General features: G+C 70.6%; 10 protein-coding genes. All 10 read right to left on the bottom strand.

The features are described from left to right. A partial coding sequence (locus EAO75_RS35865; protein ID WP_261989564.1) for a zinc ribbon domain-containing protein occupies positions 1-418 on the bottom strand: 418 nt, incomplete at its 3' end. A 3-nt stretch (positions 419-421) separates the two neighbouring features. Next, entirely contained in the window at positions 422-2,974 is a 2,553-nt protein-coding gene (locus EAO75_RS35860; RefSeq protein WP_147999315.1) for a serine/threonine-protein kinase, read from the bottom strand. A gap of 22 nt (positions 2,975-2,996) precedes the next feature. Continuing rightward, complete coding sequence (locus EAO75_RS35855; protein WP_147999314.1) at positions 2,997-4,328, bottom strand: hypothetical protein; 1,332 nt, start codon at positions 4,326-4,328, stop codon at positions 2,997-2,999. Positions 4,329-4,382: 54 nt separating this feature from the next. Then, on the bottom strand, positions 4,383-5,357 hold the full coding sequence (locus EAO75_RS35850) for a glutamate ABC transporter substrate-binding protein (protein WP_187284807.1): 975 nt from the start codon (positions 5,355-5,357) through the stop codon (positions 4,383-4,385). Between the two features lie 131 nt (positions 5,358-5,488). Further along, positions 5,489-6,880 (bottom strand): hypothetical protein, encoded by a 1,392-nt coding sequence (locus EAO75_RS35845; RefSeq protein WP_261989563.1) that lies wholly within the window; start codon positions 6,878-6,880, stop codon positions 5,489-5,491. Positions 6,881-7,396: 516 nt separating this feature from the next. Continuing rightward, positions 7,397-8,368, bottom strand: a complete 972-nt coding sequence (locus EAO75_RS35840) for an N-acetylglucosamine kinase (RefSeq protein WP_147999312.1) — start codon at positions 8,366-8,368, stop codon at positions 7,397-7,399. Continuing rightward, complete coding sequence (locus EAO75_RS35835) at positions 8,359-9,624, bottom strand: 6-phospho-beta-glucosidase (protein WP_147999311.1); 1,266 nt, start codon at positions 9,622-9,624, stop codon at positions 8,359-8,361. Before EAO75_RS35835 ends, EAO75_RS35840 begins: the two co-directional genes overlap by 10 nt. A 7-nt stretch (positions 9,625-9,631) precedes the next feature. Then, complete coding sequence (locus EAO75_RS35830) at positions 9,632-10,522, bottom strand: carbohydrate ABC transporter permease (protein ID WP_147999310.1); 891 nt, start codon at positions 10,520-10,522, stop codon at positions 9,632-9,634. A gap of 2 nt (positions 10,523-10,524) precedes the next feature. Then, the gene (locus EAO75_RS35825) at positions 10,525-11,466 is read right to left on the bottom strand and encodes a carbohydrate ABC transporter permease (protein ID WP_147999309.1); all 942 of its coding nucleotides are present in this window, start codon (positions 11,464-11,466) and stop codon (positions 10,525-10,527) included. Positions 11,467-11,473: 7 nt separating this feature from the next. Further along, positions 11,474-12,835: an ABC transporter substrate-binding protein gene (locus tag EAO75_RS35820; RefSeq protein WP_187284722.1), complete on the bottom strand. Its 1,362-nt coding sequence runs from the start codon at positions 12,833-12,835 to the stop codon at positions 11,474-11,476. Positions 12,836-12,852: the final 17 nt, after the last annotated feature.

Genomic DNA, 12,852 nt, shown 5'->3' with positions numbered 1-12,852 from the left:
GGATGCCGGGGGGAGCGGGCGGGACGTCCGGGAGGCCGGGACCGGCGGCGGCCGGGGAACCCTGCGGCGTCTCGGGACCGCTCGCCATCGGCGCCGCCGGAGCGGGCGGCGGTGCCTGCGGGGGCGGGGTCATGCCCGGGGGCAGGGAGCCGCCGGGGTCCGTGCCCGCCAGGTCCGCCGGCAGATGCGCGGGCGCCGGGACGGCGGAGCCCTGCGGTGCGGGGGCGACGGGCCAGTCCGCGCCGGGCGCGGCCGGGGCGGGGGGCGGCGGCGAGCCGTTCAGGGTGATGGTGGGGTGGTCGTCCGGCCGTACGGGCACGGCGGACAGGTCGTATCCACACGCACCGCAGAAACGGTCACCCGACTCGAGCGGCCATTCGCAGCTCGGGCAGGCGGACAACTGGGGCATCTGCGACATCAACTACACCCACGTCCGGGGGCGGTAACGGTTGGCACGTTCCACCAGGTCGATCCTCTCCTCGCCGCCCCGTGCGAGACGGGCCAGCATGCGGTACGAACGCTCCAGACCGAAACGCAGTCCCCGCTCGTCCAGGCCGCTGCCGAGCAGCGTCCGTCCTCCGGAGGCGGGAGGGGCGCAACCCTGGCCTCCGGAGAGTATCCAGTCCAGCGCGCAGCCGAGGACTTCCGCCGACAACTGCTCCCGGCGTGCCGGGTCCAGACCGTACGCCTCCAGCGCCTCCACCTGCCCCGCGGCTGCCGTCAGATCGTCCAGGAACGGTACGTCAGAGGCGAGAGCCGTCCGTTGACGCAGCCGGGCCCGGACGGACGCCACGCGTGCGGCGGTGTAGTGGATGGAGCTCTCCGGAATCGACTCCAGGGTCCGCACCGCGCTGCCGCGGTCGCCGGTCGCGAGCTGGACGCGGGCGAGACCGAAGGCGGCGCTGACATAGCTGGGGTCGGTGGACCACACCAGGCGGTAGTACTCGGCTGCGTTGTCCAGCTGGCCCAGCACCTCCGCGCACAGGCCGAGGGCCAGCTTGGGGGCGGGCTCGCCGGGGAAGGCGTCGTAGATCGCGTCGAAGGAGAGCGCGGCGCCCTCGTGGTCGCCGGTGACGAGCGCGGCCACGCCGCGGTACCAGACGACCCGCCAGTCGTCGGGCCGCTCGTCCTCCAGCTTCAGCAGCGCCTCGTGCGCGGTGCCGGTGTCGCCGTTCTCCAGCCACGCCCGCACCTGCCTGAGCCGGGTCTCGGTCGACGCCGCGGGTGCGGCGGCCAGGGCGCCCAGCAGCTCGGCCGCCGCGGTGGTCATCAGGCCCGCGAGGAAACCGGCGTTGGGATCGGCGGGGTCGACCCGCGGGACCGGCAGGGCGAGGGCGGCGACGGGGGCGTTGGCGGGCTTGACGAGGCCGGGGATGCCGGTGGCGCCGGTTCCCAGGGCGTTCGCGGCCGCGCCGCCCGCCTCCGGAGCGGGGGCTCCGCCCGCGGTGACCTTCTTCCGGGCGGGCGTCACACGCGCCCCCAGCCGTGAGACCTCCCCGTCCAGCTTCGGGAACAACTCCGCGTCCGTCACCCGCACTTCGGGCCCGAACAGCGTCGACAGCGCCGGCCGCGCGCGCCCCGACTGCAAGGACACGACCTCGCGCAGCACGCCCGTCAGCTGCTCCGTCATCTCCTGCGCGGAGGCGAAGCGGCGGGCCGGGTCCGGGTCGGTGGCACGGACCAGGAGGCGGTAGAAGGACTCGTACTGGCGGAAGACCTCGATGTGGTCGGGGTCGGGCAGCGAGTCGACGTAGACGTTCGTGTAGCCCTGGAAGTCGAAGGACAGCACGGCCAGGGTGCGCGCGACCGTGTAGAGGTCGGAGGCGACCGACGGGCCGACGTCCGCGACCTCCGGCGCCTGGTAGCCCACCGTGCCGTAGATGGCCGACTCGTCGTCGTCCATCCTGCGCACCGCGCCCATGTCGATCAGCTTGAGCTGGTCCTCGGTCTGGATGGCGTTGTCGACCTTGAAGTCGCAGTACAGCAGGTTGCGGTTGTGCAGATGGCCGAGCGCCTCCAGGGCCTCGATGCCGTACGCGCACGCCTGCTCGACGGGCAGCGGATCGCGCCGGCCCGTCTCCGTACGGCGTGAGTTCGCGATCTCCTTCAGGGACTTGCCGCCGACGTACTCCATGACGATGTAGCCGTCGAGGGAGCCGGTGCGCTGGTCGAGGTGCTCGACGAAGTTGTAGATCCGCACGATGTTGGCGTGCTCGATCTCGGCGAGGAAGCGGCGCTCGGAGATCGCCGCCGCCATCGCGTCCTGGTCGCCGGTGTCGAGCAGGCCCTTGAGCACCACCCAGCGGTCGGAGACCGCGCGGTCCACGGCGAGATAGACCCAGCCGAGTCCGCCGTGCGCCAGACAGCCCACGACCTCGTACTGGCCGTGCACGATGTCGCCGGACTTCAGCTTCGGCACGAACGAGTACGGGTGCCCGCACTTCGTGCAGAAGCCCTCGGTACGGCCCGGCCGCTCACCACGGGCCCGGCCGACGGGTGCGCCGCAGTCCGAACGCGAGCAGAACCGCTTGCGCTCGGGCACCTCCGGGTTCTCCAGCACCATCGCGCGCGGGTCGGGCCGCGGCACGTCCGGGACCTGCACCAGGCCGACGCCGAGCCGGCCGCGCCCGCTGGAGCCGGCGCTCGAACCGGAGCTGCGCACCGACACCGAGCGGCCCGTGGAACGGCCCGACAGCGAGCGCGACAGCCGCCCCGACACCGAGCGCCGGGACTTCGACGACTGGGACGACGTACGGGAGCTGCCACGGCTGGTGGAGCGGGAGCTCGCGCTGCCCGCCGAGCCGCGTGCGCCCTTGCCGCCGCCCGTCATCCCGGTGGGCGGCGAGCCGACCATGCCGGACGCCGAGACGACCGGGGCGAGACCGCAGGTGTCGCAGTACAGCTCGCCGCCGCCCACGTCCTCGTACGTCCCGCCGCAGTCCGGTCGCTGACAGGAACGCTGTGCCTGACTCATGACGACGACTCCCCCCTGTCCCTCATGCCCGCGGCCCCCCGCGGTCCTCGGGCCCGCGCGGACCCGGCACGCGCCCGCTGCCCAGCATCTCGGCGGCCGCGTGCTGGTAGCGCAGGACGGCCTGTTCGGCGACGCGCAGGTCGCAGGGCGCGCTCCACAGCATGCGGCGGGCCGCGTCGTAGCGCTCGATGAGGAACGGGTCCTCCGCGAGGCCGTGCCGGGCCACCTTCGCCTTGTACGCGTCGAGACGGCCGCGCAGCTCGGCGCGGACCGCGAGCGGCGCGGTGACCGCGGTCAACGACTCGCGGGCGCGCAGCAGTTCGTCCTCCGCCTTCTGCTCCAGCGACTCCAGGAGCGGGGACAGGCGGTGCCACTGGGCGTGTCTGCGGTACTCGGCGGCCGTCGCCAGCTGCTCCTGGAGCACGGTCGGCGGGCCGCTGACGACGGGCACCTCCGTGGCGGCGATCTTGGCCAGCACCTCGCCGCGCGCGGTGCGGGCCTCGGCGAGCGTACGGTCCGCGCGGGAGAGCACGTCACGCAGCTTGACCAGCCGCTGCTCCGAATCCTGACGGACCGTCAGTACGGCGTCGATCTCACGCCGTACGTCCTCCAGGGCGCGCGCCTCGCGGTCGTAGACCGTGGTGTCCGGCCTGCCGCCGCCCGGCGCCGAACTGCCTTGCGTGGGGACCCAGTACCCGAGCGGGTCGGACACCACCTGGCCGCGCAGGTGGGTGAGCGTGCGCGTGATGCGCTCCAGGTCGTCGCCCGCGGGGTGCTCGCCGGGGCGTACGCCGACGGAGTGGGCGAGCTGACGGGTGCGCTGGAGCTCCGCGGCCAGTAAATCGATACGGGCCGGCAGCGCCGACCAGACCGCGTCCGAGGCGACCACCATGTCCAGGCTCGTCGCGTACAGCTCGTTCATCCGGTCCACCAGAGTGACCAGGGAGAACTGCTCGCTGAGCTTGCTCGCGGCGCCTTGCAGGGTGGGCGCGGCCGCGGTCGCCGTCGCCGAGCCCGCGACGGTCACCGACTCGCCGCGCAGCAGCTCCGTCAGCTCCACCAGGTCGTCCCGGCTGGACCAGCGGCGACGGGCGCGGATGTCGCGGGCGCAGCGCAGCGCGTCCGTGTACGCGTCGAAGTACGCCCACAGCAGCGTGATCGACGCCTCCGCGGCCGTCCAGCGCTCCTTGGTGACGCCGGTGAGCTCGGCGCCCTCCAGGAGTCTGCGGCCCGCGTGGTCCTGCAGGGCGAGGAGCGAGGTCTCGATCGCCTCGTGCTCCGCGCCGAGCCGCGCCAGCGCACGGTCCACCTCGTCCCGGTCCATCACCGGCCCGGCGGGGTCCGTGACGCCCATCGATCACCTCTCGCTGCGTTGAGTTCCGTCAGTCGTCCGTCAGTTGACGGCCGGCTACTTGTAGTCCGCCTCGGGAGGGGTCGCCGACGCCGACTTCTTGTCGCCCTGGTCCATGGTCGGGTGGAGCCACTTCTCGTACGACGCCTCCCAGCCACCGTCCTTGACGTAGTTCTCCAGGGTCCGGTTGACCTGGCGTACCAGATCGTCCGAGCCCAGTTTCATCGCCACGCCGTAGTACTCGTCCGTGAACAGGCCGCCCTTGAGCTCCACGGTGGGGTCCTGCGCGGCCTGACTCGCGGCGAGCGCACCGTCGGTCACGACCGCGTCGACCTCTCCGAGCTGCAACTTCACCAGGCAGTCGAGCTGGTTGGGGACGGTGGTCCTGATGTCCGTGGAGGCGGGGAGGTCGCCGTCCTTCCGCCCCGCTTCGAGGTTGTCGTACGCAGTGGAGCCCTGCGCCGAGCACACCTTCCTGTCGGCCAGGGTCTTGTCGAACCCGGTGATCGTCGAGGTCTTGGCGGCGAGGACCTGCTGGCCGGTGACGAAGTACGGGGCGGAGAAGGCGACTTGTCCGATGCGGTCGCAGTTGATCGTCATGGTGCGCACCACCATGTCGACCTCGCCCTTCTGGATCGCCTCGATCCGGCGGCTGGTCGGGATCGCCTTGAACTGCACGGCGTCACGGTCGCCGAGGACGTCCTGCGCGATCCGGTGGACCAGGTCGATGTCGAAGCCCTCCAGCTCGCCGGAGGGGTTGTTCGGGTCGAGGTAGCCCCAGCGGTAGCTGTTGGTGTCGACGCCGACGATCAGACGCCGGTCCTCCCGGCCCTTGATGGCGTCGAGGGTCGGGGTCTTGCCGTCGCCGCCGGACGGCGACAGGGACTGGTCCTGCGGGTTCTCGCACTCCTCGGCCGCCCGCATCTGGCTGCCGTGGGCGACGCCCTGGCCCGCGTCGGCCGTACCCCCCTGGTGCTGGGACAGGGGCACCAGCAGCGCGAAGGCCAGCGTCAGGGCGCAGCCGAGGGCCATCGCGCCCACCCCGCCCCAGCCGCGCAGGCCGGCCCGCAGACGCCGCCATGCGCCGGCCGCGCTGCGGAGGCGGACCGAGGTGTCGCCTTCGGTCGGCGTCGTGCCGCGTGCGTTCATCTTCGTGCCCCCTCTCACCGGTACTCCGACAGCCTGCGGCCGATGCCCAGGACCGCGCCGGCCGCGCCCAGGACCGCGAGGACCGCGGCGCCCGTCGGGAGGCCGGTCAGCGAATCACGGCCGTCGCTCGCGGCTTGCTTGAACTCGCTCTGCTCGTGGGTGAGCGCCGTCGCCAAAGCCTTGTCGACATTGTCGAAGCACACGCTCGTCGGCTCCTTCGCGGCGCCGATGACGCGGTCGCGGGCGGCCTGGTAGTTGCCCGAGTCGTTGTCGTCGCGGGCCAGGACGTGGCGGTCCTTCCAGACCTTCATGAAGCCGTTCGCGTCCTGCACGGGCTTCTTTCCCGCGGTGTCGTCGGCGAGGCCGGCGGCTCTGGTGAGCGCCTTGCCGAGCTCGTCGATCTCCTTGTCGTAACCCCACTCGTACGCGTCCACGACCTTGCCGTCGGTGAGCGCCTTGGTGTCGGCGCCGCGGCGGACCAGGGTGAGGTTCTCGTCGCTGCGGGCCGTGAGGGAGGCGATGCGGGCCTCGTGCAGCACGTTCAGCGAGCGGACGCCGTGGTCGTAGGAGTCGTTCAGGCCCGCGCGTGCGACGGTGTGCCCCACGGCGAGCCACAGCAGGACGACCGTGGCGGCGGCCGTGGCGGTGACGAGGCCGTGGTTCAGGACCCTGTTCGTACGCCGGTAGTTGCGGCGCTGGGCCCAGGCGAGGCCGGCCAGCGCGAGGACGCCGAGGCCGGCCGCCGCCCAGGGGAAGGACTTCGCGTCCGCGTAGTCGTCGCGCAGGCGCTGGTTCTCCGTCTGGTGGAGCTTCTGGGCCGCCGGCAGCATCCGCTGCTGCATCATCTCGTTCGCGGCGCGCAGGTAGGCGCCGCCGACGGGGTAGCCCTGGCGGTTGTTGGCCCTCGCCGTCTCGACCAGGCCCTTGTACTCCGGGAGGAGTCTGCTGAGTTCGGCGATCGTGTGCGCCGAGGTGGAGCCCGGTTCGGAGTTGGCCGCCGCGGTGACGAGTTTGGCGGCGGCCGTGCGGATGTCCCGCTCGTAGCCCTCGCGCATGGCCGGCTTTTCCTGGAGGCCGGCGAGGTAGCCGCTGGCCGCGGCGGTGTTGGCGTCCGCCAGGGAGCGGTAGATGTCGGCCGCGTCGGAGGTGAGGGGCTGACTGCGGTTGAGGACGTCGTCGGCCGCTGCCGTGCGCTCGGTCATCTGCCAGGCGGCGATGGCGCCGAAGGCGACGACGAGGAGGGCGAGCAGGGCGCCGATGATGCGCAGGCGGCCCGGCTCGGTCGTGGCGGCCGCCCGGAGTTGGTCGAGGCCCTCGGCGAAGGCGGTGCGGCGGGCGTCTGCGCCGGGTGTTGCGGGTGCGGGCGTGTGGGGGGCGGCACAGGCGCCGCGGGCATCGACGCGCACCCCCACCCCCGAACCTGGAACCGAACCGATTCCCACGGCGTATTCATGGGCAGGGGGTGGTGCGGGGCGCGTTTCGGTGTGCCGGGACCCGGCACCCGCGCTGCGATCCGATCAAGATCCAGCGAAGGYSGGTGCGGATGTGGCCGGTCGGGCCGGCTGGGGCGGGACGGACGGCATGGTGGGCGCGCCGTGGGCCGGGTCGTTTCCCGGTGGTGGTGGCGCGCTGCTCTTCGGCGTCTGTGTCACTGTTGACCTCCCCCATGGCCATCCGTCTCGGCAAGTATCGCTGCCGGGACTGACATCCGCACCGGCCTTCGCTGGATCTTGATCGGATCGCAGCGCGGGTGCCGGGTCCCGGCACACCGAAACGCGCCCCGCACCACCCCCTGCCCATGAATACGCCGTGGGAATCGGTTCGGTTCCAGGTTCGGGGGTGGGGGTGCGCGTCGATGCCCGCGGCGCCTGTGCCGGTGCGGTGGGGGTCCGCCTGGCGCCTGCGGGTGCGTACGGGTTCCCTTACGGCTCGAAGTGCCGGCGCAGTCGTGTGTGGACCTCCCCGGGTGCCCCTGTCGCGTCCAGGCCCAGCAGTGCGGCTCCCAGCACCGGGCTTGCCGTGACCACGCTCGGGACCGCCTTGGGGGCTCGGGTCGTGAGCAGGTCGCGGATGGTGTCCGTGAGTTGGGGGTGGCGGGCTGCCAGTACTCCGCCGCCCAGCACGACCGGTGTCTCCTCCTCCAGCAGGTCCAGGCGGGTCAGGGCGACCGTGGCCATGGCGACCACCTCGTCGGCCAGACGGTCGACCACGGAGCGGGCGACGGGGTCGCCGGAAGCCGCCGTGGCGAAGAGGACCGGGGTCAGTTCGTGGCGGCGGATGTCCTCGATGCGCTCCAGGTGCAGGGACTCGATCAGGGCGTACATGGTGGGCAGGCCGAAGTGGGCGGGCAGAGTGTGCGCGAGGTCCGTGGGTGCGCCGCGGCCGTCCTCCGCCCTGGCCGCGTGCCACATGGCCTCCTCCGCCAGACCCCAGCCGCCGCCCCAGTCACCGGAGATACGGCCCAGCGCGGGGAAGCGGGCGGTACGGCCGTCGGGGCGCATGCCGACGCAGTTGATGCCGGCGCCGCACACGACGGCCACACCGCGGGGTTCGGTCACGCCCGCCCGCAGGATCGCGAAGGTGTCGTTGCGGACCTCGACCGTCGTGCCCCACGCGCGTGCCTGCAGCGCGGCGGCCAGGGTCTCTTCTTCGACGGGGAAGTCGGCGTTCGCCAGGCAGGCCGAGACATGGTCGGCCGACGTCACGCCCGCGGCCGTGAAGGCTTCGTCCACCGCCTCGGCGAGCGTGTCCATCGCCCGCTCCACGCCCACGGTCGGCGGCCGGAACCCGCCCGCGCGGGCGGTGGCCAGGACCGTTCCGTCGGCCGCCACCACCGCCACGTCGGTCTTGCTGTTGCCCGCGTCGACGGCGAGGACACGTGCGGTCATGCCCACGCGAGGTGCTCCCGGTTGTGTGCGATCAGTTCGTCGGTGAGTTTTTCCGCGTACTCGTACTGGCCGATGAGGGGATGGGAGAGCAGCGTCTTGAAGACCCGATTGCGGCCGCCGTGCAGGGCCGCGTCGAGGGCCAGGTCCTCGTATGCCGTCACCTGGGCCATCAGGCCCGCGTACAGCGGGTCGGTGTGGGAGACGGGGAGCGGGGTGGCGCCCTGCCGGCTCACCGCCGCCTGTACCTCGATCACCGCGTCGTCGGGGAGGAAGGGAAGCGTTCCGTTGTTGTGGGTGTTCACCACTTGGTACGGGCTGCCCGCGCCGTTCAGCAGTGCCGCGGCCAGGTCGACGGCGGCCTCCGAGTAGTACGCGCCGCCCCGCTTGGAGAGGAGTTCCGGCTTCTCGTCGAGGGCCGGGTCCGCGTAGAGAGCCAGCAACTTTCTTTCCATTTCGGCCACTTCCGCGGCGCGGGACGGTTTGGTTCGTAGTTCCTGCACGACTTGGTCGTGCGCGTAGTAGTAGCGCAGGTAGTAGGAGGGGACCACGCCCAGGCGGTCCAGTACGGCGCGGGGGAGGCGCAGGTCCGCGGCGATGGTGTCGGCGTGGTCGGTGAGCAGCTTCGGCAGGACGTTCTCGCCCTCGGGGCCGCCGAGGCGTACGCCGGTCTCCCAGGTGAGGTGGTTGAGGCCCACGTGGTCGAGGTGGACGTCGGACGCCGAGACGCCGAGCATCGTCGCGAACTTCCGCTGGAAGCCGATCGCCACGTTGCACAGGCCGACCGCCTTGTGGCCCTCCTGCAGCAGGGCCCGGGTCACGATGCCGACCGGGTTGGTGAAGTCGATGATCCAGGCGGTGGGGTTGGCGCGGCGGACGCGGTCCGCGATGTCCAGGACCACCGGGACCGTGCGCAGGGCCTTCGCGAGGCCGCCGGCGCCCGTCGTCTCCTGGCCGACGCAGCCGCATTCCAGGGGCCAGGTCTCGTCCTGTTCACGGGCCGCCTGACCGCCCACACGGAGTTGGAGGAGGACCGCGTCGGCGCCGTCCACCGCCTCGTCCAGGTCCGTGGTGGTCGTGATCGTGCCGTTGTGGTCCTGGCGGGTGAAGATACGGCGGGCCAGGGCGCCGACCAGTTCGAGGCGGTCCGTCGCCGGGTCCATCAGGACCAGTTCCTCTATGGGAAGGGTGTCCCGGAGGCGGGCGAAGCCGTCGATGAGTTCGGGGGTGTAGGTCGAACCTCCGCCGACCACGGTGAGTTTCATGTGTGAGTCAACCCTTTACTCCGGTGAGCGTGACGCCCTCGACGAAGGCCTTCTGGGCGAAGAAGAACACGAGGATCACGGGGGCCATGACCAGCACGGTCGCGGCCATCGTCAGGTTCCAGTCGGTGTGGTGCGCTCCCTTGAACGACTCCAGGCCGTAGGAGAGGGTCCAGGCGCCCGGGTTCTCGGACGCGTAGATCTGGGGGCCGAAGTAGTCGTTCCACGCGTAGAAGAACTGGAAGAGGGCGACTGCGGCTATGCCCGGCTTCGCCATGGGGAGGACGACTCGAAGGAGGGTGCGCAGTTCGCCGCAGCCGTCCACCCTCGCCGCGTCCAGGTACTCGTTCGGGATCGTCGTCAGGAACTGGCGCAGGAGGAAGATCGAGAACGCGTCCCCGAACGCCATCGGGATGATCAGGGGCCACAGCGTGCCCGAGAGGTCCAGCTGCTTCGCCCAGAACAGGTACATCGGGATGATGACCACCTGCGGCGGCAGCATCATCATCGAGATGACCAGCATGAGGGTCAGATTCCGGCCGCGGAAGCGGAACTTGGCGAGCGCGTACGCCACCGGGACGGACGACACGACGGTGAGGACCGTGCCCAGACCGGCGTAGATCAGGGTGTTCTTCCACCAGGTCAGGAAGCCGGGGGTGTCGAAGACCTTGGTGTAGTTGCTCCATTCCCAGGTGTGCGGGACCAGATCGCGGGTGAGTGTCTGCTGGTCGCTCATCAGCGAGGTCAGGACCACGAACAGGAAGGGCAGGGTGAAGAACAGCGCGGCCGCGATGCCGAGGGAGTGGATCGCTATCCATTCCAGCAGTGCCTTGCGGCGGGCCGTGCGCTCGGCGGTGGTCGGGGCCTCCAACTGCACCGGCTTGTCCAGTACTTGGGTCATGGTCAGTCACCTGCCTGGATCAGTCCGCCCCGGCGCCGCATCAGCAGCGCGGTGAACGCCATGGCGAGGGCGAACAGTACGAGCGCGACCACACAGGCCGAGCCGTAGTCGAAGCGCTGGAAGCCGAGGTTGTAGACGAGCTGGGGGAGGGTCAGCGTCGACTTGTCGGGGTAGCCCGGCTCGAACTGCTGGCCGGAGCCGCCGATGACGCCGGAGGCGACCTTTCCGGCCACCAGCGGCTGTGTGTAGTACTGCATGGTCTGGATCACGCCCGTGACCACGGCGAACATCACGATCGGCGAGATGTTCGGCAGGGTGACATAGCGGAACCGCTGCCAGGCCGACGTGCCGTCCAGCTCCGCGGCCTCGTACTGCTCCTTCGGTACGTCGAGCAGCGCGGCCATGAAGATGACCATGAGGTCGCCCACGCCCCACAGTGCGAGCGCGGTGAGGGCCGGCTTGGACCAGGCGGCGTCCGTGAACCAGCCGGGGGTCGGCAGCCCGAGGTCGCCGAGGATGGAGTTGACCGGGCCGGTGCCGGGGTTGAGGAGGAAGACGAAGGCCAGGGTCGCGGCGACCGGCGGGGCGAGGTAGGGCAGGTAGAAGAGGGTGCGGAAGACGCCCGTACCGGTCTTGATCTTCGTGATGAGCAGGCCGATGCCGAGGCCGAACACCACCCGGCAGGTCACCATCACCAGCACCAGCCAGAGCGTGTTGCGCAGCGCCGGCCAGAACAGCGGGTAGTCGTTGAAGACGTAGGCCCAGTTGCCCAGGCCGCGGAAGGCCGGTGTGCCGAAGCCGTCGTACTTCATGAACGAGAAGTACACGGTGGACACCAGCGGGTAGGCGAAGAAGACGCCGAAACCGATGAGCCACGGTGACAGGAAGGCCACCGTTCGAAGCGCCGACCTGCGGCGCTTCGCGCGGAGAGTGTGCGTCGACATCGAGGCGCTACTTCGCCTGCTCGATGTCGGTGTCGATCTGCGCGGCGGTCTTCTCCAGACCGGCCTTGAGGTCCTTTACCTTGCCGGACTCGTACTGGTAGCCGAAGTCCTGGAGCGTCGTCTGGTACGTCGAGCCGTTGATGGAGGCCGGCGGGGTGTTCGAGTGCGCGTTCTGGGCGATGTCCAGGAACGTCTTGAAGCCGGGCTCCACCTTCAGGTCGGGCGACTTCAGGGCGTCGAACGTGGAGGGCACGTTGTGGATGGCGTTGGCGAAGGAGACGACGGCCTGGGTGTCGGTGGTCAGGTACTTCACCAGTTCCCAGGCGGCGTTCTGCTTCTCGCTCTGCGGGGCGATGCCGATGATCGTGCCGGAGAGGAAGCCCTTGCCGTACTCGTCGGCCTCGTCGTCGGCGACGGGCATCGGGGCGGTGCCGATCTCGAAGTCGGCGCCGGCGTCCTTCGCCATCCCGAGGCGCCACTCGCCGTCGAGCTGCATGGCCACCTGACCGGTCTGGAACGGGTGCTTGGCGCCCCACTCGTCACCGAAGGTGTTGCGGTACTTCTCCAGCTTCGCGAAGCCGCCGAGGTCGTCGATGAGCTTCTTCTGGTACGTCAGCATCTCGGCGAAGGCGGGGTCCTTGGCGATGTTGGACTTGCCGTCCTTGTCGAAGTAGGTGTGGTCCCACTGGGACATGTAGTGGTCGACGACCGTCTCGTAGCCGTGGTAGGTCGGCATGAAGCCGAGCTGCGAGTAGCTGTCGCCCTTGGCCTTGGTCAGCTTCTTGGCGTCCTCCGCGAACTCGGACCACGTCTTCGGCGGGGACGTGATGCCCGCCTTCTCGAAGGCGTCCTTGTTGTAGTAGAGGCCGTAGGCGTCGCCCAGCAGCGGCAGGGCGCAGCGGGTGCCCTCGAACTGGGTGTATTCCAGCATCGGCTTCGGGATGAGCTTGTCGAGGTCGAGCTTCGACTTCTCGATGAAGGGCTTCAGGTCGAGGAAGGCACCGGAGGAGCAGAACTTGCCGACGTTGGAGGTCGTGAACGACGACACCACGTCCGGACCGTTCGAACCGCCCGCGCGCAGCGCCTGGTTGAGCTTGTCGTCGTTGATGTTGCCGACGACCTTCACGGTGATGTTCGGGTGGGCCTTCTCGAACCGGTCGACGTTCTCCTGGATCGCCTTGACCTCGGCGGGCGCGCTCCAGCCGTGCCAGAAGGTGATCGTCGTCTTGGCGTTGGGGTCGTCGTCGGCACCGGACTCCGACTGCCCCGTACAGGCCGTGGCGAGAAGGGCCAGGGAGGCGGAGGCGGCGAGCGCGGCGGCTGTCCTACGGGACACCGGGGGTATGACTTTCCAGGACTTTCCGGGCATAGCGAGGTCTCCCAGGG

Source organism: Streptomyces sp. UW30 (genome assembly GCF_008042075.1).
Classification (GTDB): Bacteria; Actinomycetota; Actinomycetes; order Streptomycetales; family Streptomycetaceae; genus Streptomyces.
Note: the sequence above shows the minus strand (reverse complement) of the source record. Positions and strands in the feature narration are given on the sequence as shown.